The following is a 25,179-nucleotide window of genomic DNA, read 5'->3' as shown; positions in this document are numbered from 1 at the left end:
CCCTCCCTTCAGGCGTCGGCCATGCGCAAAGCAATATCCGCAAGTCCTGTCAAACATTGCCAACTGAACTTCGGTTATTCAGCACGGCGGGGAATTGGTGCGGTTTCGGACCGATCCAGTGTCCGATCCGATTGGCGAACGCAACGACTTGGCTTGCCGAGGCGATGGCCTCCGCCCGGGCACAGGGTGGCTTCGATGCGCCGGATCATATCGTCGTGGATCACCTGTGCCGTCACCGCCCGACAATTGCCGCCTAAATGATCGCACAAGACGCATGCGTCGCCCCGCTGTGTCAACCGACCGCGCCATCAATCGCCCGGTGCGCCAGCGTGCGCTAATGACGACGCGCCGTCAGTCGACGCGGATGCGGTAGCCCTGGCCCCGGACGGTTTCGATGATGTCGGGCCCGTGCGCGTTCAGCTTTGCCCGAATGCGGCTCATGTGCGTCTCGACGATCTTGGTGCCCGGATCGAACTGCATGTGCCAGACGCGGTCCAGCAGGGTCGCGCGCGGGACGAAGGCGCCGGCATGTCGGACCAGTTCCTCCAGCAACCGGAACTCGCGCGGCTGGAGCAGGACGGTCGTGCCGTCGCGATGGACCTTGCGGGTCAACAGGTCGATCGTGATCGGTCCCGCGATCAATCGCGTCGCCGCATCTCCGCGCGCCAGACGGCGTGAGATCGCGCGCAAGCGGGCAAGCACTTCGGCGCAATCGATCGGGCGCGTCAGGCAGTCGTCGGCCCCCGCATCCAGTGCGTCGACCCTGTCCTGCGCCCCGCCGGGACCGGTCAACATCAGGATCGGCATGCCAGCCCCCGCCAGCCGCAAGCGTCCGAGCAGGTCCGGCGCATTGATACCCGGAAGCGTAGCGTCGACGATCAGCGCCTCGAACCCGGACGCCAGACTCAGCGCCAGTCCGCTCTCGGCATCGGCGATCGCGATGACCTCGTATCCGGCATGGACCAGGCATTCGACCAGCGTGTCGGTGAAGTCCGCATCATCCTGGATCAGCAGAATGCGCGGCTTGGCAGCCGATTCGAGCGGCGTCTGTGTGAGGGTCTGGTGTCCCGACTCCGACATGACACGGCACTCCTACGCTACACGCCCGACCGCGTTGAAGGATACAAATTCCCAACATACGCGCCGATCGGAACTGAACCGTTACGATTGCTTTGTCATCGTGACGGGCTCCCGACCCCCGCGTATCGAAGGGGCTGTATCGGGCCGGGAGCACCGTCTACCTATGATATGCACAGTTAGATTTTGGTGAACGCGGTCGTCAGGCGCGCGACAGCTTTCGCGCGATCCCGTGTTGCTAGAGCGGTTTCCGACCGATCCAGGGCCTTAAGCGATCAGCTTTGCCCACCCCGTTCGCCCTGAGCGAAGTCGAAGGGCAGCCTGCCACCATGTGCTTCGACTTCGCTCAGCATGAACGGTGGATTATAGCTGATCGAAACCGGCCCTAGTCAGCCATGGTGCGAAACTTGCCCGCACCGGTCTGGACCCGGGTGAATTTAATCGATTTAATGCAGAACGCGCCGAAGCACGTCGCTGAACGACGGGCGGCGCTCGAACGCCGCCCGTGCGCGGTTTAGAAAGACGTGCGCAGGCTGGCGTACCACCAGCGGCCGCGGTTGGAGTGTACACTGCCGACAAAGCCGAAACGATCATCGGCCAGCGGCGGATCGACGTTGAAGACGTTGCGTGCGCCGATCCGCAGGCGAGGGCCATTGCGCGGCAACTGATACTGGACGAAGACGTTGTGCGTCATCCAGTCGTCGACGATCCAGGGGTCGGTCGTGCCCGTATAGGTCGCGCTGGTGTCGTAGAAGTCGGAGACGTAGCTGGTGAACCAGCCGGCGGTCCAACGCTTCCTGCTCCAGGTGAGCGACGCGGAAACCCGCCATTCGGGCCGGCCGTTGCGCCGGATGAGGTTTTCGACACCGCCGACGACCACGCCGGAGATCGTGCCGGCGGCCAAAGCGTCGAGCAGAATCTTGTGCTGATCGCTGGCCTGTTGATAAAGCTTCAATTTCTGGCTGGCGTTGACGCTCAGGCGCCAGTTGCCAAGCGGCGTATTGCGGACATTGTAGAACAGCCGGAAATCCAGACCCGCCGATTTGCGCGGCTGCAGGTTCATATATTCGTCGGTGATCGACAAAAGCGTACCGACCGGCGCCAGCCCGGCCGCCGCGGCATCCGCGATCTGCTGATCATCCGGCGCCGCACGGACGATGTTGGGATTGGAGCTGCCGATCTGGCGCAGATAATAATCCATGATCAGCTGGTTCGTACCGCCGAAGATACCGACCAGATTCTTCTGGTGGATCTTCCAATAGTCGACCGTCAGCGTCAGCTCACCATATTTCCGGGACCAGAGCTTGGGTTCCAGCACGGCGCCGAAGCTCAGATTTTCGGAATTTTCCGCCTGAAGGTTCTTGTTGCCGGACCGGCTTTCGATCCGATCCTGGGCGTCGCAATAGGCATTGTCGCTAAACAGCGACGAGATCGCGTTGATCTTGAGCTGAACCGCGCAGGCGGCATAGTCGCGGCGCGAATTCGAGCGCTCGAAATCCGGCTGGTGTAGTTGCAGCAGGTTGGGCGCGCGGAACCCTTGCGACCAGGATCCGCGGAACATCAGCCAGCGGTTCGGACGATAGGCCATCGCAGCCTTGGGCGCGCCGACCCAGCCGAACAGCGAGTAATTCTCGACTCGCCCGGCCAGCTGCACATCGATCGAGCGAATGAACGGCACGTCCATGTCCGGCGACACCACGGGCACGGCAAGTTCGAGGAATCCCGAATAGACGTTGCGCGCGCCCTTGCTGTCCGGCGTGTAGGACACGCCCATGACGTCGCTCTGGGAAACCTGCCCAGCCAGATCGGTGAAGGTTATGGTCCCGTCCAGACGCGGATCGCGATCCTCCGAATAGGTTTCCCGGCGCGCTTCCAGACCAGCGGCGATGCCGATGTCGCCCGCCGGCACGGCAAGAAGATCCCCCCGCGACAGCTTGAAGTCCCACAGCATCAGCTGGGTCTCGGCCTTGCGATAGACCTTCACCATCATGGGTTCGATCGTCGCCGGATCGTTCAGGCCGACGGCGCCGTCCTTCGGGCTGTTCAGGTCGCCGCCGACAAAGGGATTATAGGCGACCGGCGTGGTCAGGTTGATCGCGGACTGGAGCGCGGTCATGCTGATCCCGTCCATCGTGTCGTCGGTCGACGCCTTGCTGTACAGCAGCGCGCTTTCCCAGGCGAAACCGCGCCACTGCCCGCGCAGCCCACCCAGGAAACGGGTGGTCACATTCTGCACGTCGATGGCGCGATAGCCCAGGTCGGAGAAGCGGAAATCTTGGACCTGAACCGCCGCACCCGAACTCGGGAAGGCCGTGGTTCCGGTGCCGGTCGTCAGACCCGGCAACCGCGCCGTGACGCCCACCGCCCCCAGCGGATTCCAGTAGGCGGTCGGCGACATCAGCACGCGCTGCATGTCGAGCGGGGTATCCTGCTGACGCTGCGACCAGGTCTTGCCCCAATAATAGCCGAGCTCACCGAAGAATTCGATACCGTTCCCGAAATCATGATTGATGAAGGTGAACAGGTTCACCCGGTCGACCGACGACGAGATTGTGCGCATCGTGTCGATATCGTAGCGAAGATTCCTATCCTCGCCCGTGGTGGAAAGAATTGAATTGTCGAAGCAGGTCCCCGCGATGAAGCCGTTGGCCAGGCATCCCGGATTCGTGCTGGGCTGGATATGGAACGTACCCGCGGTCGATGTCAGCGTCTGGCCGTTGATGCGGGTCGTCGAGCCGGCCGGCCGATAGGTCGTCGGATTCAGGCGGACCCCTTCCGCCCACGCCGTGAGGGTGCTGTAGCTGCCATAGTCCAGCCCTTGCGCCCGCCCGTTGAACCGCGCCACGCGCCCCGCCACCGTCGCATAGTCGCGTTCGTAGATGAACAAGGGATCGCGGGTCAGATAGCTGCCCATGACCGAGATGTTGGTCTTGCCGCCGTTGAAGGTCTTGCCGATCTGGAAGTCGGCCGAATATTCCGACATCCCGCCATCGGTTTGGCCCGTCGCGATCTGCGCCGTAAAGCCTCTAAAGTTATCGCGTAGCACGTTGTTGACGACGCCGGCGACAGCATCGGTGCCGTAGAGCGCGGCGGCGCCATCGGCCAGCACCTCGACCCGACGCAGGCCGAAGACGGGGATGGCATTGGTGTTGACCGTCTGCACCGGCACGAAGCTCTCGACCTGCGTACCGGGGTGCGGCACCAGGCGACGGCCGTTCAGCAGGACGAGCGTGTTGCCGGTGCCGATCGAGCGGAGGTCGATGGACGCCACGTCGCCGCGGGCGTTGTTGATGCCGCCATTGTCCGAATCCGCCTCGTTGAAGCCGACGTCCCCCATCTGGGCGATGGCGCGATAGACGTCGTCGCCGTCGACCGCGCCGATGGCATCCAGGTCGGCCTGATCGATCACGGTGACGGGCAGCGCCTCGTTCAGGCGCGTGCCGGCGATCCGGCTGCCGACGACCACGACCTCCTGCGGCTGTTCGGCGGCGGGGGCGGGGGCGGGGGCGCGATCATTCGCGGCGGTGGACTTGCTATCCTTGCGGCGCGCGCCTGCCCTGACGACCGCGACCGAGCCGCTGGGATCGCGCTGCACCACGAAACCGGTCCGGGCCAGGATCGCTGCCAGCGCGGCCTGGTTCGACAGCATCCCGCGCGCGCCCTTCGACCGCACGCCGCGGACTTCGTCGGGCTTGAACATGATTTCCTGGCCCGACCGGCGGACATAGGCGTCGAGCGCAGCCTTCAGATCGCCGGCCGGGATATCGTAGCGGACCCGCTGTGCCTGAGCTTGGGCAGGCGACACGATCGCCAGCGTCGACACGCCACACATGGCCGCAGCCATCCACATCTTCATCATTGCAACCCCCCGGTTGGGAGCGGCACGTTCGCTCGCTCTTAACCGGTGAGACAAACACGGATTAATAATCTGTATGTCGTCAGCCCGATATTTTTACGTCCCTCTCGGCAATTTCGACACGCAGTCCATAAGCCTCACGCAACAATCGCAAAAATCCGACCTGGTTCGCGGACCGAAACGTGCCCGTCAGACGGATCGCTGCGACATCAGGATCGGCGACCACGATTTTGCGGTCGTTATACCGGTTGAAGTCGGCCACGACGTCGCCGAGTGCCGCCCCGTCGAAGCTCAACATGCCGTCGCGCCACGCGAGCGCGCGTTCGACACGGCTCGCGTCGCTGTCGGTCACGACCATGTCCGCACCGCTGAGGATCGCCCGCTGCCCCGATACCAGCGACGGTGCCGGACGGCCGATTTGGATCCGTTCGCCATTCGACCGATCGACCCGCACGCGTCCCTCGACGACGGACACCGTCACCGCCTCACCCTGGCGCTGGACCGCGAAACTCGTGCCGAGCACGGTCACGCGATAGTCCCCGGCGTGGACCACGAAGGGGTGCGCGGGGTCGTGCACCACCTTGAAGAAGGCCTCGCCCTGGTCGAGCCAGACCTGCCGGTTCGTCTTGGCCGCGGTCGAGCGCAGCCGTGTCGCGGTGTTCAGCTCGACGCGGCTCCCGTCGGCCAGGCCGATGGCGTCGCGCCCGCCGACCCGCGTGGCATAGGCGATCGCCGCACGTTCCTCGCCAAGCGGCTCGTGCGCCCAGAAGCCGATGCTTCCAACCGCGAGCAGGGCAGCGATGCCCGCCGCGATCTTCAGTCGAGCCATCGGGATTGCCCACCGCGGCGAACGTCGCATCTCCGGCTGATGGGCGAGCGCAGCAAGGCGGTCCGCCGTCTTCCATCCGCGCGACAGGCGCCAATAGGCCGCCTTGTGCGCGAAGGACGCGTCGAGCCACGCCTGCAACTCGGCCTGATCCGCGTCGCTCCAGTCCGGCGCTTCCCGCCGGATCACGAAATCTGCCGCGCGAGCGGCGATGTCCTCATGCGCCATGACGGCCTCTCATCTTGCTGCGCTGGCGTTCGATGCGAATGTCCTGGCCTTCCCCGCCGAACAGGAAGTCGGTCAGCGCCCGCATGCCCTTGCTGGTCTGCTGATCCACGGCATCGATGCCGATACCCAATCGGGCAGCCACATCCTTCGACGACAGCCCCTTGACCTTCCGAAGCTCGACGATCTCGCGGCACCGGGGTGGCAGTCCTTCCAGTCCGGCCTGCAACCGACGCAGTTCCGCGCGGGCCGAGGCGAAGCGTTCGGGCGTCAGTTCATCCACATTCGCCTCGACCCCTTCGAGATCGGCGACGAGGTCGAGGCAGACGACCTGATCTCGCCGCGCCCGACTGATCAGGTGGTTGCGCGCGATCGCGTAGACATAGGCCGACACATGGATCGGCAGTCCCCGCGAGGCACCGCTCAACACCCGCTCATAGACATCCTGTACAAGGTCCGCGACCTCGGCCGGTACCCGCCAGTTGCGACGGATGAAGGCGGTCAGCGATCGCTCCAGCGGCAGCACCTCCCGGCAGAACCACGCCTCCAGGCTTTCGTCGTCGACCATCATGCCCCCGCTTCCCCCTTCGGCAAGGCCTATATCGGGTGAGACGAGCGACGCGAAAAAAACTGGTGGTCGCCGCGTCGGAATAATCGGGGCACGCAGAAAACATCGACGCGTCCGAAGGACGGTTGCGCCCGCACCGATACCCGGCTCAAATAAAATCGACATCGACGCTACAGTCGGACGCGCCTCCTGCGTCTAAACCGAATGAGCATCGAAGGGGGAGTATCATCATGACCAAGCCGCTGAACCTGTTCGGCACCGGCCTGCTTGCACTGGCCGTGATGCTGACCCCCGCCGCGGCGCAGGTCATCAGCCCGCCCGCCACCGGCGCGATGGCTCGCATCCCGGCACCGTCGCAGGCGTTCCCGACCGAGCCGGGGAGCGACTATTACCTCGCGAACTACGACGCCTATGCCGCCTATCTGCAAAAACTCGCGGCAACATCGGATCGGATCAAGCTGGTCGAGATCGGTAAATCGGCCGAGGGACGACCGATGTGGATGGCGATCGTCTCGTCGCCCGCGAACCTTGCCAACCTCGACCGATACCGCACGATCGCGCAGCGCCTCGCCAAGGCCGGTGGCGTGTCGGAAGCAGAAGCGAAGACGCTCGCCGCCGAGGGCAAGGCGGTGGTGTGGATCGACGCCGGCCTTCACGCGACCGAAACGGTGACGGCGCAGAGTCAGATCCACGTGCTGTACCGCATGCTGACCGGCACCGATGCCGAGACGATGCGCATCCTAGACGACACGATCGTCCTGTTCGCGCACGACAATCCGGATGGGCATCAGCTCGTCGCCGACTGGTATATGCGCAACGCCGACCCGAAGGCGCGCGAGTTCCGGACGATCCCGCGGCTGTACCAGAAATATGTCGGCCACGATAACAACCGCGACAGCTTCATGAGCCAGATGCCGGAGACGACCGCGATCAACCGCGTGCTGTTCCGCCAATGGTATCCGCAGATCGTCTACAACCAGCATCAGACCGGCCCGGCGGGCATGGTCGTCTTCGTGCCGCCGTTCCGCGACCCGTTCAACTACAACTACAATCCGATCGTGATGAGCCAGCTCGCCGAGGTCGGCGCGGCGATGCACAGCCGTCTGATCGCCGAGGAAAAGGCCGGATCGGGCATGCGCTCGGTCGCCCCCTATTCGACCTGGCACAACGGCATGGTCCGCTCGGTCGCCTATTTCCACAATTCAATCGGCCTGCTGACCGAGATCATCGGCGGCCCCGCCCCGCAGAAGATTCCGCTGATCGCCGACACCCAGCTGGCACGCGGCGACGAGCCGCTGCCGGTGGCCCCGCGCGAATGGCACCTGCGCGACAGCTTGGAATATCAATGGTCGCTCAACCGGGCGGTGATGGACTATGCCGCGCGCAACCGCGAACGGCTGCTGCTCAACATCTGGCGGATGGGCAACCAGTCGATCGCGCGCGGCAATCGCGACAGCTGGACGACGACGCCGACGATGATCGACGCGCTGAAGGACGCGAACAGGGCGCGCAAGGCCGACGAGGGCGATTCAGGCGCGCGTTCGGGCCGGGTCGCACCCGATCTGTACAAGACCGTGCTGCAGGATCCGGCGAAGCGCGACCCGCGCGGCTATATCCTGTCGGCCGAGCAGCGCGACCTGCCGACGACGATCGCGTTCCTCAATACGCTGATCAAGAACGGCGTCGACGTCGATCGTGCGACCCGCGCCTTCACCGTCGGCGGCAAATCCTATCCGGCCGGGTCCTATGTCGTGCGCACCGCGCAGGCCTAACGCCCGCACGTCGTCGACATGTTCGAGCCGCAGGATCATCCGCACGACACCGAATATCCCGGCGGCCCGCCCAAGGCGCCGTACGACATCACCGGCTATACGCTCGCCTATCAGATGGGGATCGGCTTCGACCGCGTCCTCGACGGCTTCGATGCCCCGACCGAGCACGTGCCCGACTTGCTCACGCCGCCGCCGGGGCGGATCGTCGGATCGGGCGACGCCGGCTGGCTGGTCGGACATGAGACCAACAACGGCTTCATCCTGACCAACCGCCTGCTGAAGGCCGGTGTGCCCGTGCAGTGGCTGAAGGCGGAGACGACTATTGCCGGACGGACGCTGGCGCCCGGCGCGATCTTCGTGCCCGTAAGCCCCGCAGCGCGCGCGATCCTGACCCGTAGCGTCGCCGAGCTAGGCATCGATGCCTATGCCACCGGCAAAACCCCCGGCGCAGGGTCGATACCGCTCAAGCCGGTGCGTATCGGCCTGGTCGACCGCTACGGCGGCAACATGCAGGCGGGCTGGACCCGGTGGATCCTCGAACAGTTCGAATTTCCGTTCACCGTCGTCTATCCAAAGGAACTCGATGCGGGCGGGCTGAACGCCAAATATGATGTGCTGCTGTTCGCTGACGGCACGATGCCGCTGGTCCGCGGCGGCGGCTATCCCGGCGGCGGCCGGTCCGACATGCCCAAGCCGGCCGACATCCCCACGTCCTATCGCGACTGGCTGGGCGAGGTGACGACGGGGACCACTGTGCCGGCGATCCGGGCCTTTGCGGAAGGCGGCGGCACCGTGCTGACAGTCGGCAACGCCAACCGTCTGGCGACGCTGCTCGCGCCACAACTGCAACCCGCGCTGGTGACGAAGAAGGCCGACGGCACGCTGACGACGCTCGCCAAGACGGACTTCTACATCCCTGGCGCGATCGTCCAGGCGAGCGTCGATCCGCGCCAGCCGCTTGCCTATGGAATGACGCCCAAAGTCGACCTGTTCTTCGACGAGAGCCAGCCCTTCCGCCTCGACGGCGGCGCGGGCAACCGGGTGGCGTGGTTCGACAGCGCGAAGCCGCTGCGCAGCGGGTGGGCCGTCGGGCAGGAGAAGCTGCAAGGCACGATCGCGGTGGTGGACATCGATCTCGGCCGCGGCAAGCTGTTCGCGATGGGACCCGAAGTCACGCAACGGGCGCAACCCTATGCGACGTTCAAGCTGCTGTTCAACGGCCTGCTCTACGGCCCGGCGATCGCGGCGAGCCGATAGTCGCGGCGGAAACCTCGACGGGCGATCTGCTGTCGCGAACGGCGTCCGTTCGAGCTTACGCGCCGTTTCGGTCAGCTTTGGTCCGCCGTTCGTGCTAAGCGAAGTCGAAGCACATGGGTCTCATGCCCTTCGACTTCGCTCAGGGCGAACGAGAGTGAACCTCGCTCTAAAATCGCTGACGTCAGTTGGGGGACTTGTGCAAGCGGCTTGCGCCCATCCGCGACCGGGCGGCACCGATGCTGGCGAGCATCAGTTCATACTGATCGCCCGAGAAGCCGGCCCGGAAGAACGCCTTCACCTCATGCGCGGGAACGGCGAAGCCGCGATGCCAGCTCAAGACCGCCATGCGCCGCAGCGCCTCCAGCCGCGGGTCGGCGAGATGCGGGCTGCGCCTGGGCGTGCCGAAGACCTTGCCGAGGGCGAGCGCGAGCCGCCCCGGCTGGTCGAGCGACGATAGCCGGTCCCGCTGCGCGAGCGCGACGACCGACCATTCGAGGGCGCTGAGCGCGGCCGGTTCCGCCGCCGCGGCGTCCGGGCCACCGGCCCCGCAATAGGCGGCGAGTACGGGATCGCCCGAGAAATCGACATAGGCCATAACATGTCCTCCCTTGCTGTTGGGCACACAGTCGGCAGACGCGACAAGGCGTCCGCCGCGCCCCGAACGGGGCGTGACGCTGGTGCTGGGGCGCAGATCATCGACACCGGCGACGCAGGGTCGGGCGCGAGACGATCTCACCAATTCGATATTGGATACTCTGGTCCGCGGACCCGCCGGTTTACGGGGCGAGTACCAAGGTAAAATCAGGTTCGAGCATAGCGGCATCCTCGCGAAGGCCGAGGTGCCAAGGCGACACCCTCTTCTATACTGACTGGTATATTAACGGACGATCGGGTCGTCAACGACTTTCTATACCGTGCGGTAAATTATTTTATCGCCCCGGCCACATCAGCAGGCTGGTCTCGACCACGCGTTCGAGATCGGCCCGCGTCGCGCCCGATCCGGCCTGGACCGCCATGCCCTGCAGGATCGCGTAGAGGTAGCTGGTCAGCCCGGCGACATCGACGTGATCGGGCAGGTCCCCGTCCCGCTTGGCCCGTTCGAAGCGTTCGACGAGCGCCGCCTGCGACGACGCGCGACGCTCGATCACATCGGCCTTGATCGACGCGGCTTCCGCCCCGCAGGCGGTCGCGCTGATGACGCCCAGGCACCCCTTCGGATCGCAATTGCTCATCTGCGCATCGATCGCGCCGCGCATGAAATATTCGGCGACTGCCCGCGCGGTCGGCTGTTCGAGCGCCGCGCGCGTGTAGTGGAGCTTCTCCGCTTCGTAGAGGTCGAGCGCCTTGTGAAACAGCGCCTCCTTGTTGCCGAACGCCGCATAGAGGCTGGGTTTGGAAATCCCCATCGCCTCGGTCAGGTCGGCCATCGACGCCCCTTCATAGCCCTTGGACCAGAAGACGCCCAGGGCCGCCGCGAGCGCACGATCGGTGCAGAATTCGCGCGGACGCCCTTTGACGGCGGGTGCTGCATCAACTTCCATAACGACCGGTATTTAATCCTGACCACTACAGAAGCAAGGGGTTAGCCGGTCAGGTCGCCGCTTGAGAGCACCGTGAGAACCTCGCGATCGGGATTTGCGCTGCCCTGTCGCGGCTATGCCCGCGCGATCGTTTCAACCCAGCTTCCGATCTGCGACTGCTCCATATCGGTCGTATTGAACACGACGATCGTTTCGCTCCTTGCGAGCCGGTGCGCGATGTGTGTGCGATACGCCTGCACCTTTCCGGTTTCCCACGCCCATGGCTCACCCACGACCGGATGGATCCGTCCGCCTAGAACATATTCCTGTGCCGGCCATCGCACTTTCGCCAGCTCCGTTCGCGATGCCGGTTTCAGCAGCGGGCCGTGAAAGATGCCGTGCGCGGCGCGAACGGCGTCCCCCACCGTCCCGGCGACATTGCCCGACGCTGCCAGAAACGCGGGGACCGTCGCCATCTTGCGCACCGGCGGCGCGACAGCGCCATAGGCGGCTGCCAGATTCGGAACCATCCGCTGATCGGACTGAACGAAGCCGGCGCCGGACATGGCCAGGGGTCGCAGCACCAGTCGTCGCATGACAGCTGGAAACGCCTCTCCGGAGACTCGCTCCAGAATTTGCGCGACGATCGCCCAGTTGAGCGCCGCATAATCCCACCCGTCTCCCGGCTGGAAGGCCAAGTCGCCGCCCCCGAAGCGCGCCACGATGTCCGCCGTCGCTGCGGTGGACGTGCGCAGGTCCGGCTCGGAAGCAAGCTGGCGGCTAAGCAGATCGGGGATACCGCTCGTGTTCGACAGCAGATGGTGCACCAGCACGCGATTGCCGGTGTCGGCCCGGAATTGCGGCAGATAGGTCGCGATCGACGCATCCAGACGCAGTCGGCCCATCTCCACCAGCCGGAGCGCGGCAACGCTGGTCAGCCATTTCGACGCCGAGCCCCACCGGATGGCGGTCGCGGCCGAAAACGGCTGCCGTTCCTCGACATCGGCGAAACCGGCGGATCGGACATGCTCGATCCGACCGTTCCGCGCATAGGCGATGATGCCGTTGAAACCGGCCGGAAGCGCGATGCCGGCGATCGCATCGGCCTTGCCCCCGCCGATCCCTCGCGCCGACGCGGCCGAACCGACGGCCACCGCGGCTGAACTCACCAGAAAACTGCGTCGATCGATCATCAAGGGTCCCCTCCCGATGCTCGACTCTATCAGGCTTTCGCCGTTTCAAAATCCCGAACTTCGACCCCTATGCCTTTGCAGGATGGTCGGAACCCCCTCAGCGCTGCTTCTTGGTGATCGTCGCGGTGAAATCCGGATCCTTCTTCGCCACCCAATCCACGAACTTACGGATGTTCGGATTATCGAGCAGGCCCGTGACGTCCATGCCATGCCGCTGCAGTTCGGAATTGGTGAAATTGGCGATCAGCGTCTGCTGGCAGATCGGATGCATCGGCACGACGTCGCGGCCGCCGCGGCTCTTGGGCACGGGATGATGCCAGACGATGATCTTGCCGGTCGGTCGGCCGCACAGCCAGCACGGCACCGGTGCCGCCTCGGCATCGTCCTCCTTCGAAAGGTGATCATAGGGGTCTTGTTTTGAACGTCTGGCCATAGCTCGATCCAATCGCCGCGAGTGCCCGGCCCGTAGCAAAGCGGACGGCTGCAACCTAAGCAAAGCTGAAGAACCGCCACGTGAAGGGACGAGAGACATGACCGAGCCGTCGAAGCCCTGGGACGCCGCGCTGGTCCGGAGGTGGCTGGAACGACGCTACGCGGCGGCGCGGCTGGATCAGGCGGCGGCGGACAGGCGCGGCTATGATGCCCGCGACGACTTCGACAAGGCCGCTGCGGAAGAATGGGTCTGCCGCGCGCTGAAAAGCGACGACTGCACGAACGATCAAAACGCACTGGCTGCGCGTCTCAAGGCGCTGATCGGCCAGGACGACTATCCCGCGACCAGCCTGTACGACGATATCCGGTTCGAACGGCATGTGCGCAGCTATCTGCGGAAGCTGGCGAAGATGACGAAGGCGAACGAGGGCTTCGAAAAGACGTTGCGCTATCAGTGAAGCGGCGGCGGCGCGGATCGTGACGCTTCGCCGGCCAAGATCAGCGCCGCAACGGCGCATAGACCGGCCGACAGCAGGAACAGGCCGCTGTAGCCGAACGGTGGAATGATGCCGATGGCCAGCATCGGTACGATGATCGTCGGCAAGGTATTGGTCAGATTGAACCATCCGATGTGGCGGCCGTGGCGTCGTGGGTCGGGCAGGATACGCAGCGTCTGGCCGCTATGCAGGGCGAGGAATGCCGCGGACGCGGTGGCGAAGAGCAAATACGCGAGAACCGCCGCGACCCATCCCGTGGTCCCGGCCATTGCGGCCAGGCCGACGCCGGCACCGATCGCGCTGCCGGCCAGCATCCGCATCGGCCGGCCATGGCGGTCGATCCACCTGCCCAGGACAGTGGCGAGCACGGCCGCCGCGGTCAGGCCGAGTGCGAACAGGGTGGTCACCTGCGCGCCGGCTATTCTAGGTTCGACCGAGCGCAGCCAGAACAGCAGATAGCTCGACGGCCCGCCGGCCGCGACCTGTACCAACAGACGCGCGGCCCACATGCGGCGCGCGACCATAGCCGGCGGATGCGTGGTTTCAGGTGCCGGCGACTGCCCGGTCACTCGATCCGTCGATACCAGGATCGGCGCGATCATCGCCGCGGCAACCAGCGCGACCAGCCAGAGCCGATCGGCGACCTGCCCGTCCACGCCGGCCAGCAGCAGTCCCGACCACGCCCCCACGACCGGCGCAAGCGCGAGCCAGCCGCCTAGGCGCCCGGCCTGGTCCGGTGGCATGCGATCCGCCGCCCAGGCCGCCAGCGGAATCAGGATGCTGTTGAGGGCGACCTGCCACACCATCACGGTGACCAGCAGCATGGTGATATGATCGATCCTGCCCAGGACAGGCAACAGGCCGACGGTCGCCACCAGTCCGCCACCGATCCAGATCCGGCGGCGACGCGTCCAGTCGCTCGCCATGCCGACCGCGACCCCGCCGATACTCGCGGCAATCGATCCGGCGAGGAGGATCAGGCCGAGCCAGCGGACATCCTCGCCGCCCGCCAGCACCGACACCCGCCCCGGCAGGACCAGGACGAGGAACGGCGAATAGGCGATCACGCTGCCGGCGGTCGCGATGGCGTAGAGGATGAGGAACGACCGCGTGCGGGCGCTGGTTGCTGTCGCCGCCGCGTCCGTCATCGCCGATGTCCTCCCCTCGCCCGTTGGATCCGACTGACCGAAGGGCGGCATCGGCGTCAAGCGCGGTGGCGCGCGGCCGATCGACCGCGCGCCACCAGCCCAGCGGCTCAGAACGTCACGCGACCACGGATGCCGTAGCTGCGCGCGTCGTTCAGGAAGCGGATGTTCAGCGACGAGCCGACCAGCGCCTTCTGCGACACCTGCTCATCGAGGAAGTTGCTGGCCCAGGCCTCGATCCGGAACTTGTCGATCGTATAGCCCAGACCCAGGTTCAGCGTGACATAGCCCGGCTGGCGATCCGGGAAGCCCGCCGCCAGCGCCGACTGGCGCGTGCCGTTCAGGAACACGATGTCGTCTTCGTTGAACTGGGTCAGGAAGAACGACGAACGATAGTTGAGCAGCGCCTGCCAGTCGAGGCGGCCCGGGCCGGCATCGAACCATTGCGACAGGCGGGCGCTCAGGTTCATCTTCGACGCCAGCGGCAGGCGGTTGCCGACCAGGCTGACCAGCGGCGAATTGCCACCCGCGCTGTTGTCCTGCGCGCGCGCGTCGGCAACCGTGCCGGTCGTGATCTTCGTGTCGAGATAGGCCGCGTTCAGGTCGAGCGCATAATGGCCCGGCAACTTGATCCGCAGCTCCGCCTCCGCACCATAGATCCGCGAGGCGCCGATGTTGCGGTTGACCAGCGAATAGCCGTTGCAGACCGGCGGCGTCTGGGTGGTGTCGCGGTTGATACACGTCAGGTCCTGAAAGACCTGATCGTTATAGTCGTAGTAGAAGCCGGTCAGGTTGAAGATCGCGCGGCGGCCGAACAGGTCGAACGCGTTGCGGCTGCCCGCCTCGTAAACGATCAGGTCCTCGGGCTGGAACGCCTCCGGGATGGTTGATCCGTTGAAGCTGTCGTTGAACCCGCCCGACTTATGCCCGGTCGAGACCTTGGCATAGAGCATGTGATCGGCGGTCAGGTCGAATTCGATGCCGGCGCGCCAGTCGACGAAATTGAACTTCGCGCTGCCGGATTGCTGCCCCGGAATCGCCAGATTGGCATAGCTGAAACCGCCGTTGGTGTTTGACGGGTTGCGCGCCGGGCAGTTGACGAAGCCGTTGTCGATGTCGGGCCGGTCGATGCACGTGCCGTTCGGGTTGGTGCCATTGGCGATCGCACCGATCTGCTGGATCAGCGTGTCGCGCGCGCCCGGCGTCGCGATGCCTTCGATCAGGAACTGCGCGAGCTGGCGCGGCGTCGTCAGGCCGGTCACGTTGAAGTTCGGGCGATCGAGCAGCGCGGGCCGGAAGCCCTCGGTGCCCAGACGCGTGCCGAAGCAGCAGGCGTAATCCTCGCCGCCCAGCGTCAGCGCCCAGTTGCCGCCGATGCCGTAGCGTGATTTCTTCTCGTTGGTGTAGCGGATGCCGCCGATGACGCGCAGACGGTCGGTCACGTCATAGGTGCTGTCGAGATAGACGGCGTAGCTCTCGCCCTTGACGTCGGGCATCGTGAATTCGGTGCCCGAGTAACAGCAGTAACCACGATCGGCGAGCGCCAGATAGCCGACCTGCTGGTCTTCCTTGAAGTAGAAGCCACCGAGATTCCAGCGCAGCGACTGGTCGTTGTTAGCGAACAGGCGCAGTTCGTAGACTTGGCTCTGCGAGCGGGTCTGCCAGAAATTGCCCGAGAAATTGTCGTACAGTACGGTGTTCAGGTTGCGGCCCGGCCAGTCGGTGAAATCGCTCGACGCGTTGACTTGGTAGAAGTCGACCGAGCGGTAGCTGCCGGTCGCTTCGGCCGAGAAGGTGCCGAAATCATAGGCGATCTTGCCCTGAACGCCCCACAGCTCGTTGCTCATGTCGCCCTGCAGGCCGCGATAGACGACGCGGCGCAGGTCGAGGTCTTCGGGGCGCAGGCCGGTCGCCTGGACCGCAGCGAAGATGTTCGCGCCCGGATAGCCGGTGCCGGTCTCCTTGCCGTAATCACCGATGACCGACACGCTCAGCCGGTCGTTCGGCTGGAACAGCAGCGACACGCGGCCGGCGTAATTCTCTTCGAGGCCGGCGGGCTTCAGGTCGCGGGCCTGGGCGCCGGTCGACACGTTCTTGAAGCCATAGTCGCGGTTCACATAATAGCCGGCGACGCGCGCGGCGATCGTCTGCCCGAGCGGAATGTTGATCGCGCCTTCGGCAGCGTAGGAATTGCGGTTGCCGTACTCGGCCTGAGTATAGCCGCCCCACTGGCCCAGCCGCGGCTTGGCGGTGATGATGTTGAGCGTGCCGGCCAGCGCGTTGCGGCCGTAGAGCGTGCCCTGCGGCCCCTTGTTCACCTCGACCCGCTCCAAGTCGTAGAACATCAGGCCCAGGCCGCGCGGGCGCGGGATGTAGGTGCCGTTCAGGTGCGGCGCGGCGCCCGGATCGCCCAGTTCGGTATTGTTCGCCGAACCCACGCCACGGATGAAGATTTCGACATTGCCTTCCTGATTGGCGATGCTCAGCCCCGGCACCGCCGCCTGAAGCTGGCGCAGTTCGACGATGCCGTCTTGGCGCAGCTGGTCCGACGTCAGCGCCTGGACCACGCCCGACACGTCCTGCAGATTCTCTTCGCGCCGGTTCGCGGTCACCACGACTTCGGTGGTGTCCTGCGCGGCCGCCGGCTTGGTGTCCTCCGGCGGGGTCGTCGTCGCCTGGCTCTGCGCCATGGCCGGAACCGCCACCGTCGTCAGCAGCGCGGCCAGCGCCGCCCGCCCGAATGTCCCCTTGGTCATAGTCTCTCCTCCCTGATATTCTGGTTTATTTGCAAGCGAGCACCGGCCCCGACGGCGACGTGATGCGCGCCGAGGACAGGGTGATGTCGAGGGTGCCGGCGGTGGCGATCGCCAGCGGCTGCGTGACCGACTTCATGTCGACGCCCGCCTTTTCGAAGCAGCGCAGCGGCACGGCCAGCCGCGTCCAGCGCGGGTTGGCCGCCGCCTGGGTGAGCAGTGCGCGCAGCGGGAAGCCGCCGCTGCACCCCGCGCCGCACGCCATCAGCAGGCTGACGTCGGCGGTCGGCGCGGCATTGACCTTAAATTCCATTTCCAGCGCCAGTTCGCCGTTCGACTGGCGCGACAGGTCGACCGGCGCCTCGCCGGCGATCGCGGCCATCGCCAGCCCTGCGCCGGTCCAGCGGATACGGACCGAATCCTCCTGTGCGACACGGTCGGCGGCGCGCGCGTCGATCAGCGTCGGGCCCGGATTGGTCGACAGCTCGCCCGGCTTGCCGAGCAGCAGGCGGCGACCGGCGCCGGGCTTTCCGGCGGCGAAGACCGTGCCGATATCGGCGGCGGACGCGGTCGCGCGCACCTCCGGCAACGGCGCCAGATCGCCGCGGTCCGCGGTCGTCAGGCCGAAGCCGTAGGGGAACAGCGGGTCATACTTGGCGTCGCCCACATTGACCGCGGTCTGATCGCTCGCGCGTGGCCAGCTGTAGGGCAGCTTGCCGCGGAACTGGGCCTTGCCGAACAGCACATCGGCGACACCGCCGCCCTCCGAGCCCGGCAGCCACGCCGCGACGAAGGCGTCGGCCGCGTTCAGGAACGGGTTCACCCACATCGCGCGGCCCGACAGGAACACCGCGACCGTCGGCACGCCCGCCGCCTTCAGCGACTTCAGAAGCGCCAGGCTCTTCGCGTCGTCATAGCCGACGTCGGGGCGGTCGCCCTGGAACTCGGCATAGGGGTCTTCGCCGAATACGACGATCGCCGCGTCGGGCTTCTTGGCATAGCGGCCATCGACCGACAGCGTCGCGGTGCCGCCAGCGTCCTTCACGGCAGCGTCGATGCCCTGCCAGATCGATTCGGCGTTGGGGAAGTCGTCGGGCTTCGTCCCCGTGCCCTGCCAGCTGAGCGTCCAGCCGCCGGTCTGTTTGGTCAGATTGTCGGCGCCGTCGCCGGCGACCAGGATATTGGCACCCGGCCTCAACGGCAGGACACTGCCTGCATTCTTCAGCAGGACGAGCGATTCGCGCACCGCCTGACGCGCCACCGCGCGGTGCTCGGCACTGCCCAGCAGCTCGAACTTGCCGCCATAGGGGCGCGACGACGGCTTGCCCGCCTCGAACAGGCCCGCACGCAACTTCACGCGCAGAATGCGGCGCACCGCGTCGTCGAGCCGCGCCATCGGCAGCGTGCCCGCCTTCACCTGCGCGAGCGTGGCGTCGTACAGCGCCTTCCAGCTGTCGGGCGCCATGAACATGTCGAGCCCGGCGGCGATCGCAGGCGCGCAGGACGTCGGCGAACAGCCCGCGACCTGGCCATGGCCGTTCCAGTCGCCGACCAAGAAGCCGTCGAAGTTCCACCGCTCCTTCATCACGCCGGTCAGCAGCGAACGGTTGCCGTGCATCTTCGCGCCGTTCCAGCTGGAGAAGCTGACCATCACCGACTGCACGCCGGCATCGAGCGCGGGCAGGTACGGCGGGCTGAACAGCGTGCGCAGGCCGCTCTCGGAAATCTGGGTGTCGCCCTGGTCCTTGCCGCCGGTGGTGCCGCCGTCGCCTAAGAAATGCTTGGCGGTGGCGATGATGTGGGGGCCACGCAGCCAGTCGCGGTCCCCGACCTTGCCCTGCAATCCCTCGATCAGCGGACGGGCGTAGCTGCTGGCGATCTCCGGCGCCTCACCAAAGCCTTCGTAGGTGCGGCCCCAGCGGTCGTCCCGGACCACCGCCAGCGTCGGGGCGAAGGTCCAGTCGAGCCCGGTCACGCGCATCTCGATCGCGGTGACTTCGCCGATGCGGCGCAACAGCTCGGGATTGCGCGTCGCGCCCAAGGCGATGTTGTGCGGAAACAGCGTGGCGCCGACAACATTGTTGTGGCCGTGGACCGCGTCCGATCCCCACATCACGGGGATGCGCGGCAGCTTGCCGTTGGGCTTCATCGACGCGGCGTAATAGGCATCGGCCGCCGCCAGCCAGTCCTTCGCCGGCGCGTTGTATCGCCCGCCCGGATCAGAATTGCCGCCGTTCAGGACCGAACCCAGGTGATAGCGATACACGTCGTCGGGCGTCACGCTGGCGATGTCGCCCTGGACGATCTGGCCAACCTTCTGCTCCAGCGACATGGCGGCGATCAGTGTGTCGATCTGCGCTTCCAGCTTGGGATCGGCGGCAATCGACAGGACTCGTGCGGGCCAGCCGGCCGGCGTCGCGTCCTGTGCGTTGGCGATGGGGATGGCGGCGAGGCCGCTCAGCGACAGACCGAAGAGGAGGGACACGCGTAGTGACAAGATTTTCCGACGCGCCAACCGACCTCTCCCCTTACACACCGACAACGTTTACCGTTCGTCTGACAACGTTTACCGACGTCGGTCGACTTTAGTCAACCCGGTTGTTAGAGGTGGAAGCGCACGCAAGGTTGTAGCTGGGGGACGCCATCTCGAAACGGACGACCATCGTCGATATCGCGCGGCTGGCCGGGGTTTCGATCAAGACGGTGTCGCGCGCGCTGAACGACGAACCGCACGTCAGCGACACGGTGCGCCGCGCGGTGAAGGACGCGGCGGTCCGGCTCGACTATCACCCCAATATCGCCGCGCAGAGCCTGATCGCGAAGCGCAGCTACCTGATCGGGCTGACCTACGAGCGGCCCAGCCCCAGCTATGTCGTCGACCTGCAGAACGGCGCGCTGGAGCGGCTGGAGAACGAACGCTATCGCCTGGTCGTGCTGTCGTTTGGCCATGTCGCCAGCCGACCGGCGGATCTCGGCACCTTCCTGCTGCGCGCGGGACTGGACGGCGTGCTGCTCGCGCCCCCGGCGTGCGACCAGCCGATCGTGCTCGACCTACTGGACCGGCAGAAGCTGCCCTATGCCCGCATCACCCCGCACAGCATGCTAGATCGCGGGATCGTGGTGACGATGGACGAGGTCGCCGCGGCGAGGACGATCGCGGCGCATGTCCTGGAACAGGGACATCGCCGCATCGGCGTGATCCTGGGGGATCCGTCGCACGTCTCCAGCCACCAGCGGACCGAGGGCTATCGCCGCGCCTTTTTCGATGCCGGCGTTACGGTGGACGACGCGCTGATGGTGGCAGGCGACTATACCTATGAGACCGGCTATGCGGCGGCGCTCGACATGTTACGGCACTCTACCCGCCCGACCGCGATCCTGGCGCAGAACGACGACATGGCGGTCGGCGCGATCGCCGCCGCGCGCGACTTGGGGCTACAGGTGCCGCACGACGTGTCGATCGTCGGGTTCGACGATTCCGACGTGTCGCGCACCGCCTGGCCGCGGCTGACGACGATTCATCAGCCGGTACGCGAAATGGCCTGGGATGCCGCCGACCGACTGATCGCGGCGGTGGGGGATGGCGCAGACGCAGGGCGCCGTGACCATCCGCATCAACTGATCGTCCGCGCCTCGGTCACACCACCGCCCGCTATCGCTTGAGCGGCGGAACGGCGTTGCGGATCAGTTCGCGTGCGGCCTCGGGGTACCAATGCCCGGCCGGCGGCAGGCGCACGCCACGCTCGGGGTCCTCGAGCCCGGCCCCGCCGCGGCGGCACTCGCCATCGGATTCACCGGGAATCTTGATCCAAAGATAGGCGTCGACATAGGGGTCGTCACTCTTCAGCGTCGGCCGCCGACCGAGTCCGCGGCCTGGCGGATTGCACCAGACTTCGGCATCGGCATATTTTCCGGCGGGCGGCACCCAGCTGCCGCGCCCGTTGCGGCTCGTGTCGAGGATGGCGTGCTTCTGGTGCGCGGGATCGCGACGCAGCCCAGCGTCGGCGAACAGTCGGTCATAGGCGCGCAGGGTCCGCACGGTGGTCGCTTCCGCCGCCGGACACCGCTGCGGTGCGATACCCGCGCGTGATATCAGCGCGATGCAGTCGCTGACCGCACGTGCATAAGCCGCCAAGCGAGCGTCCGACTCGAAATTGGAGACGTTGAGGAAAAAGCCCGCGACCCGGCCGACATCCGCCCGAACCAGTCGCGCGGCGATTTCGCCCGGCGCCAGCCAGCTGCTGGTCGTCCCGTCCAGATAGATGCGCGCGCGCGGCAGTGCCGCCAGCACCGCCACGGCCGCGCGAACCTGCTCGAAACGCTCCGTGGCAGCAGCAGGATCGAGACCCATCGGACGACACCCCTCCAGCCCGCCATCGAGCCGGCGCATCCACGGAACGACACCCAGTCCGTCGGGTTCGAGCACGACGATCGCCGGCCGATCGCCGATCCCCGCAGCGAACCCCTTGATCCACGCCAGATACTGCGCCCCGCTTGCGGCGCCGCCCGCCGAATAAAGCGCGCAGTCACGGAACGGGATGTTGTAGGCGACCAGCACCGGTATCGCCCCGGCCGCCGCCGCCCGCGTCACCAGCGATCGCACACGCGCTTCGACCTCGGCCGGGGTACCATCGGTAAACCATGCCGCGGTCGGAATCGCCGCAAGACGCCTCGCATCGCTTGCGGTCTGCTTGTCCGACCGATCCGCGACGGCGGCGGTAACGCTGAGCGGATCCACGAACGGTGCCGATCGCTCCGTCGTCGCTGAGGCGACCATAGCCAGCAGAGCCATCACTGCGTATCGCATGCTCGATCCACCCGCCGTTCACGGCAAACCGCGTCGATGCCCGCCATGACGGAGTCTTACTACCAACGCGCGACGGTTGTCAGCAGCCCGCCCGCTGGTTTCTGCGACGATCGGGCGGCGTCACGTCACGGTCATGGCGATACGGTCGGGGGACGTGGAGGACGATCGCTTTGGGCGAGGCATCGCATCGCCCTATAACCCCTACCCTAACGGGCGGTGCATTTTGTCTGACAGTGCCCATTCCAGGATTGCCGCTGATCGGCGCCCGCGAGCTGCGGCGGCGAGGCATCCTGTCCGGATCAGGGCCCGGGAGAATGCCTCGCTTGATCGATTAGTGCTTACGCCGTCAGTCCTTTCGCGGTGTTCAGATGCGCCGTGACGGTTGGCACTAGATCCGCTGCAAATGCCTTGAGCGAGGGCGTGTCGCCCGAGGCTGCATAGGCTCTCAGTACATCCAGCGTTCGTTGGTGGCCCGACGCCTGCGCAGCAATATAGCCCTGATCGAAGGCCGACCCGTTCAGCGCCTTCATCTGGTTCAGCGTCTGTTGCTGCTCCGCGGTCAGCGTCGGATCGGGCGTAACGGCTGGTGACGCTTCGGCCGCCGCGGTCTTGAGCTTTGCGGTTGAGGCGGTGTGACCGTCGATCATCTTCTGCGCGAAGGATTTGATAGATGCCGACGCGCTCTTCGACAGCGCCAATTGCGACGTTGCGATTTCGAAGGCGTCGCTGGCGGCAGCCGCGTTAGCAAAGCTTTGCGCCGCTGTCATTGCCGGGGCGGCGGGCGGTAGGGCAACTTCTGATGTGTTGGCAGTTTGCACAGCCGTATTCGTCGCCGTGGTGTCCGCCCCCTTGCCGCACGCTGACAGTGCTAGGAAAGCGGTCGCAGTGATGATTGTCGTCCTGATGGTCATGGCAAATTTCCTCTGCGCGCGGTGATACGGCTACAGCGTATGCGCGCGGTCCCTGTTCCCCGCAGGGACACGAATGCGCGCCCGCTTCGTTACATAGCCTGCCGCAGCGGTGCGGCTGCTACTCAGGGACAGGCGCAATGGGTATCTTCGGAAATATCATGGACAAGATTTTCCGGCATAAGCAAACCGAGCCGGCGTCAGCGCCGACGGCCTCGACGCAGCAGATGCCGCAGCCGACGCCGGTTCCGGCCGCCCCCGCTTCAGAAGTAACTCCCGTTCCGCAGGCTGCTCCGGCCGCGACGCCCGGCGTAGATGTTGGCGCCGTCCTATCGGAAATGGCGGCGATGAAGAACGGCGGCGGGAATTACCAGACGTCCATCGTCGACCTCTTGAAGCTGCTTGATCTCGACTCGAGTCTCGCAGATCGCAAGGAGTTGGCCGAAGAGCTGAACGTGCATGTTGGTGAGGATGGAAGCGCGGAGCAGAACATCGCACTCCATAAGGCGGTGATGAATAAGCTTTCTGAAAATGGTGGCGTGGTTCCGGATAGCCTTCGTCAATAAACGCCGCAGACCGGCGGGCTGTCAGTCAACACGAACCGCTTTGTTAAAAGCGCGTCGCTCCGCGTCGAAGGGCGCAAACATGGTCGAGGATTGGGAAGCCGCTCTGGCCGACGTGGATGTTTCGGGAGCGAAGGGCATCCTTCGTGATCTTGCCTCGCTGCGCAAGCAGCTCGAAAAGGATACGCCAGACGCTGACCGGGTCCACGCCTTGCTGCACCATCTTGGCGCTGCCACGTCCAAAATCGCCGACAAGGCGGATAAGTCGCAGGAAAAGCTGAAAGCTCATGGCTAGGCACTGACGGACGCCGGCGAAGACCAGCCAGATGAAGAAGAGGATGTCGAAGCCGCAGCCGCCCCCAAGCGTGCTCGCAAGAAGTAAACAGGCGACCGGGTGCCTGCCTGGTATCCGGTCAAACCGGCGGCGGGCAGATAACAGCCTATTCGACCGGATCGAAGATAGTCCTCGCAAATTCGAAGCGCTGACAGTCGTAAGACAGCGCGATCGGCCAAGTGAACGTCGAGTTGGCGGCCTATGTCCAGTCGAGTTGCATTCCGCCTGACACTATCCTTGGATCACTTCCGGCGATGAATTGATGTGGCGAAAAGTGCTATCTGGATTGCGCGGACGAGGTATCGCATGGCCTTACAGGCCCTCCCCTGACGGCCGGGGCTTTTGGTCTGACGGGGCCCGCGGATCGAGTGACGCGGCTGAGAAAGTCGAGGAAGGTCGCCTTCTCGAAATCGGTGAAGCCGGTGAGCAGTTCGTCCTCATGCGAGTCCAGCCGCTGCGAGCAATCGTCGAGCAGGGCAGCGCCGCGCGGCGTGACGGTCAGCGTGAAAGCGCGGCGATCGATCGGATCGATGTCGCGCATGATCAGTCCGGCGTCGGTGAGTTCGGTGATGAACGCGACCATGTTCGCCGGCTTGATACCGAGCAGCCGACCGGCGGTGCCTTGATTGACCCCCGGGTTCGCTGCAACGACTGAAAGGATGCCGACCAGGATCTGCCGCATCCCGGTCCCCTCGACCGCATGCGTGAATTCGGCGGAAAAGACCGCGGCGGCGCGGCGAAGATTATAGCCGATGCGTTGGCTCACGACTCCGATGTCGTCGCTTGATCCTGCCATCACCATACACCCTATAGGCCCGGCCCTGCTACATAGAACCGAAGGTATATAGTTGAATTTACGCCGCGTCTATCGCACCAACCTGCCCGTCAGCGGTGAAAGACGTCGTACATACGGTCCAACGCCGCATCGAACAGCGGGCGCTCCTCCGCACTCAGCTGCGCCAGCACTTCGGCCTCGACGTCGAGCATGATCGCGAACAATTCGTCGAGGACCTTTTCGCCTGCAGGCTCGATCGTCAGTGAATGACGGCGGCGGTCGACGGTGGAGCGCGTCCGCCGTGCCCACCCCCGGCGTTCGAGGTCGTCGACAATCTGCACCGTGATAGATTTGTCGAGGCCAACCGTGCTCGACAGCTCCTGCTGCGAGATGCCGGGATTGGCTTCGATCAGCGCGAGCGATGAAAACAGACCGGCCCTGATACCATAGCCCGTCGTCGCCGCCGCGAAGCCCGCCGACAGCTGGTTCTGCACGCGGCGCATGCGAAAGCCGACATAATCGCCAAGCCGTCCGAGCCGAAGCCGACCGGGTGCGTCACCGTTGCCTGCTTTGCTGTCTTCGTTTTGCCCCGCCACTCGCCCCGCTTCCCGTGAAAATGAAGTTGTTGACAGATTGTTGATTTTATCTACTGTTTTGTCGAACAAGAGTAA

The 25,179-nt window shown here is 65.4% G+C and carries 21 protein-coding genes; 6 read left to right on the top strand and 15 right to left on the bottom strand.

What is annotated here, in order from left to right; translation table 11 throughout:
- Window positions 1-351 precede the first annotated feature (351 nt).
- The 4 genes from ACFSC3_RS10060 to ACFSC3_RS10045 form a co-directional block, all read right to left on the bottom strand.
- Window positions 352-1,080: a response regulator transcription factor gene (locus ACFSC3_RS10060; protein ID WP_380940271.1), complete on the bottom strand. Its 729-nt coding sequence runs from the start codon at window positions 1,078-1,080 to the stop codon at window positions 352-354.
- A 511-nt stretch (window positions 1,081-1,591) separates the two neighbouring features.
- Window positions 1,592-4,936 (bottom strand): TonB-dependent receptor domain-containing protein, encoded by a 3,345-nt coding sequence (locus ACFSC3_RS10055; protein ID WP_380940270.1) that lies wholly within the window; start codon window positions 4,934-4,936, stop codon window positions 1,592-1,594.
- A gap of 79 nt (window positions 4,937-5,015) precedes the next feature.
- The gene (locus ACFSC3_RS10050) at window positions 5,016-5,987 is read right to left on the bottom strand and encodes a FecR family protein (RefSeq protein WP_380940269.1); all 972 of its coding nucleotides are present in this window, start codon (window positions 5,985-5,987) and stop codon (window positions 5,016-5,018) included.
- A complete protein-coding gene (locus tag ACFSC3_RS10045; RefSeq protein WP_380940268.1) occupies window positions 5,977-6,555 on the bottom strand; it encodes an RNA polymerase sigma factor in 579 nt (192 codons plus the stop codon). Before ACFSC3_RS10045 ends, ACFSC3_RS10050 begins: the two co-directional genes overlap by 11 nt.
- A 227-nt stretch (window positions 6,556-6,782) precedes the next feature.
- On the opposite strand from ACFSC3_RS10045, the gene ACFSC3_RS10040 reads away from it, so the two are divergent.
- Both ACFSC3_RS10040 and ACFSC3_RS10035 read left to right on the top strand, forming a co-directional pair.
- Window positions 6,783-8,324 (top strand): M14 family metallopeptidase, encoded by a 1,542-nt coding sequence (locus ACFSC3_RS10040; RefSeq protein ID WP_380940267.1) that lies wholly within the window; start codon window positions 6,783-6,785, stop codon window positions 8,322-8,324.
- A gap of 18 nt (window positions 8,325-8,342) precedes the next feature.
- Window positions 8,343-9,581 (top strand): hypothetical protein, encoded by a 1,239-nt coding sequence (locus ACFSC3_RS10035; RefSeq protein WP_380940266.1) that lies wholly within the window; start codon window positions 8,343-8,345, stop codon window positions 9,579-9,581.
- Between the two features lie 181 nt (window positions 9,582-9,762).
- Here ACFSC3_RS10035 and ACFSC3_RS10030 read toward each other — a convergent pair whose 3' ends face one another.
- From ACFSC3_RS10030 to ACFSC3_RS10015, 4 genes are all read right to left on the bottom strand, one after another.
- A complete protein-coding gene (locus ACFSC3_RS10030; protein ID WP_380940265.1) occupies window positions 9,763-10,176 on the bottom strand; it encodes a hypothetical protein in 414 nt (137 codons plus the stop codon).
- 334 nt (window positions 10,177-10,510) lie between these two features.
- The gene (locus ACFSC3_RS10025) at window positions 10,511-11,122 is read right to left on the bottom strand and encodes a TetR/AcrR family transcriptional regulator (protein WP_380940264.1); all 612 of its coding nucleotides are present in this window, start codon (window positions 11,120-11,122) and stop codon (window positions 10,511-10,513) included.
- A gap of 113 nt (window positions 11,123-11,235) precedes the next feature.
- Window positions 11,236-12,294, bottom strand: a complete 1,059-nt coding sequence (locus tag ACFSC3_RS10020; RefSeq protein WP_380940263.1) for a serine hydrolase domain-containing protein — start codon at window positions 12,292-12,294, stop codon at window positions 11,236-11,238.
- Between the two features lie 97 nt (window positions 12,295-12,391).
- Window positions 12,392-12,727: a hypothetical protein gene (locus ACFSC3_RS10015; protein WP_380940262.1), complete on the bottom strand. Its 336-nt coding sequence runs from the start codon at window positions 12,725-12,727 to the stop codon at window positions 12,392-12,394.
- Between the two features lie 97 nt (window positions 12,728-12,824).
- On the opposite strand from ACFSC3_RS10015, the gene ACFSC3_RS10010 reads away from it, so the two are divergent.
- Complete coding sequence (locus tag ACFSC3_RS10010; RefSeq protein WP_380940261.1) at window positions 12,825-13,184, top strand: hypothetical protein; 360 nt, start codon at window positions 12,825-12,827, stop codon at window positions 13,182-13,184.
- Here ACFSC3_RS10010 and ACFSC3_RS10005 read toward each other — a convergent pair.
- From ACFSC3_RS10005 to ACFSC3_RS09995, 3 genes are all read right to left on the bottom strand, one after another.
- Window positions 13,178-14,371, bottom strand: a complete 1,194-nt coding sequence (locus tag ACFSC3_RS10005; RefSeq protein WP_380940260.1) for an MFS transporter — start codon at window positions 14,369-14,371, stop codon at window positions 13,178-13,180. The genes ACFSC3_RS10010 and ACFSC3_RS10005 overlap by 7 nt on opposite strands.
- Window positions 14,372-14,478: 107 nt before the next feature.
- Window positions 14,479-17,124: a TonB-dependent receptor gene (locus ACFSC3_RS10000; protein WP_380940259.1), complete on the bottom strand. Its 2,646-nt coding sequence runs from the start codon at window positions 17,122-17,124 to the stop codon at window positions 14,479-14,481.
- Between the two features lie 25 nt (window positions 17,125-17,149).
- Complete coding sequence (locus ACFSC3_RS09995; protein ID WP_380940258.1) at window positions 17,150-19,606, bottom strand: glycoside hydrolase family 3 protein; 2,457 nt, start codon at window positions 19,604-19,606, stop codon at window positions 17,150-17,152.
- A gap of 146 nt (window positions 19,607-19,752) precedes the next feature.
- Between ACFSC3_RS09995 and ACFSC3_RS09990 the strand changes: the two genes are divergently transcribed.
- Window positions 19,753-20,784, top strand: a complete 1,032-nt coding sequence (locus tag ACFSC3_RS09990; protein ID WP_380940904.1) for a LacI family DNA-binding transcriptional regulator — start codon at window positions 19,753-19,755, stop codon at window positions 20,782-20,784.
- On the opposite strand, the gene ACFSC3_RS09985 is transcribed toward ACFSC3_RS09990, so the two are convergent.
- Both ACFSC3_RS09985 and ACFSC3_RS09980 read right to left on the bottom strand, forming a co-directional pair.
- Window positions 20,774-21,913: a glycoside hydrolase family 6 protein gene (locus ACFSC3_RS09985; RefSeq protein WP_380940257.1), complete on the bottom strand. Its 1,140-nt coding sequence runs from the start codon at window positions 21,911-21,913 to the stop codon at window positions 20,774-20,776. The genes ACFSC3_RS09990 and ACFSC3_RS09985 overlap by 11 nt on opposite strands.
- Window positions 21,914-22,266: 353 nt before the next feature.
- The gene (locus ACFSC3_RS09980; RefSeq protein ID WP_380940256.1) at window positions 22,267-22,839 is read right to left on the bottom strand and encodes a DUF4142 domain-containing protein; all 573 of its coding nucleotides are present in this window, start codon (window positions 22,837-22,839) and stop codon (window positions 22,267-22,269) included.
- Between the two features lie 137 nt (window positions 22,840-22,976).
- Here ACFSC3_RS09980 and ACFSC3_RS09975 point away from each other — a divergent pair, with 137 nt between their 5' ends.
- Together ACFSC3_RS09975 and ACFSC3_RS09970 are read left to right on the top strand one after the other, a co-directional pair.
- Window positions 22,977-23,402, top strand: coding sequence for a DUF3597 domain-containing protein (locus ACFSC3_RS09975; protein WP_380940255.1), 426 nt, complete (start codon window positions 22,977-22,979; stop codon window positions 23,400-23,402).
- Between the two features lie 79 nt (window positions 23,403-23,481).
- The gene (locus ACFSC3_RS09970) at window positions 23,482-23,694 is read left to right on the top strand and encodes a hypothetical protein (protein ID WP_380940254.1); all 213 of its coding nucleotides are present in this window, start codon (window positions 23,482-23,484) and stop codon (window positions 23,692-23,694) included.
- Between the two features lie 316 nt (window positions 23,695-24,010).
- Here ACFSC3_RS09970 and ACFSC3_RS09965 read toward each other — a convergent pair whose 3' ends face one another.
- Both ACFSC3_RS09965 and ACFSC3_RS09960 read right to left on the bottom strand, forming a co-directional pair.
- Window positions 24,011-24,499, bottom strand: coding sequence for a MarR family winged helix-turn-helix transcriptional regulator (locus ACFSC3_RS09965; RefSeq protein WP_380940253.1), 489 nt, complete (start codon window positions 24,497-24,499; stop codon window positions 24,011-24,013).
- Window positions 24,500-24,618: 119 nt separating this feature from the next.
- Entirely contained in the window at window positions 24,619-25,173 is a 555-nt protein-coding gene (locus ACFSC3_RS09960) for a MarR family winged helix-turn-helix transcriptional regulator (protein WP_380940252.1), read from the bottom strand.
- Window positions 25,174-25,179 lie beyond the last annotated feature (6 nt).

It is taken from the genome of Sphingomonas floccifaciens (assembly GCF_042681125.1).
Classification (GTDB): domain Bacteria; phylum Pseudomonadota; class Alphaproteobacteria; order Sphingomonadales; family Sphingomonadaceae; genus Sphingomonas; species Sphingomonas floccifaciens.
Note: the sequence above shows the minus strand (reverse complement) of the source record. Positions and strands in the feature narration are given on the sequence as shown.

Bases quoted from the DNA above. Each gene is read 5' to 3' on its own strand.
- ACFSC3_RS10060 (WP_380940271.1), bottom strand. From the start codon at position 1,080: ATGTCGGAGTCGGGACACCAGACCCTCACACAGACGCCGCTCGAATCG.
- ACFSC3_RS10055 (WP_380940270.1), bottom strand. From the start codon at position 4,936: ATGATGAAGATGTGGATGGCTGCGGCCATGTGTGGCGTGTCGACGCTG.
- ACFSC3_RS10050 (WP_380940269.1), bottom strand. From the start codon at position 5,987: ATGGCGCATGAGGACATCGCCGCTCGCGCGGCAGATTTCGTGATCCGG.
- ACFSC3_RS10045 (WP_380940268.1), bottom strand. From the start codon at position 6,555: ATGATGGTCGACGACGAAAGCCTGGAGGCGTGGTTCTGCCGGGAGGTG.
- ACFSC3_RS10040 (WP_380940267.1), top strand. From the start codon at position 6,783: ATGACCAAGCCGCTGAACCTGTTCGGCACCGGCCTGCTTGCACTGGCC.
- ACFSC3_RS10035 (WP_380940266.1), top strand. From the start codon at position 8,343: ATGTTCGAGCCGCAGGATCATCCGCACGACACCGAATATCCCGGCGGC.
- ACFSC3_RS10030 (WP_380940265.1), bottom strand. From the start codon at position 10,176: ATGGCCTATGTCGATTTCTCGGGCGATCCCGTACTCGCCGCCTATTGC.
- ACFSC3_RS10025 (WP_380940264.1), bottom strand. From the start codon at position 11,122: ATGGAAGTTGATGCAGCACCCGCCGTCAAAGGGCGTCCGCGCGAATTC.
- ACFSC3_RS10020 (WP_380940263.1), bottom strand. From the start codon at position 12,294: ATGATCGATCGACGCAGTTTTCTGGTGAGTTCAGCCGCGGTGGCCGTC.
- ACFSC3_RS10015 (WP_380940262.1), bottom strand. From the start codon at position 12,727: ATGGCCAGACGTTCAAAACAAGACCCCTATGATCACCTTTCGAAGGAG.
- ACFSC3_RS10010 (WP_380940261.1), top strand. From the start codon at position 12,825: ATGACCGAGCCGTCGAAGCCCTGGGACGCCGCGCTGGTCCGGAGGTGG.
- ACFSC3_RS10005 (WP_380940260.1), bottom strand. From the start codon at position 14,371: ATGACGGACGCGGCGGCGACAGCAACCAGCGCCCGCACGCGGTCGTTC.
- ACFSC3_RS10000 (WP_380940259.1), bottom strand. From the start codon at position 17,124: ATGACCAAGGGGACATTCGGGCGGGCGGCGCTGGCCGCGCTGCTGACG.
- ACFSC3_RS09985 (WP_380940257.1), bottom strand. From the start codon at position 21,913: ATGGCTCTGCTGGCTATGGTCGCCTCAGCGACGACGGAGCGATCGGCA.
- ACFSC3_RS09980 (WP_380940256.1), bottom strand. From the start codon at position 22,839: ATGACCATCAGGACGACAATCATCACTGCGACCGCTTTCCTAGCACTG.
- ACFSC3_RS09975 (WP_380940255.1), top strand. From the start codon at position 22,977: ATGGGTATCTTCGGAAATATCATGGACAAGATTTTCCGGCATAAGCAA.
- ACFSC3_RS09970 (WP_380940254.1), top strand. From the start codon at position 23,482: ATGGTCGAGGATTGGGAAGCCGCTCTGGCCGACGTGGATGTTTCGGGA.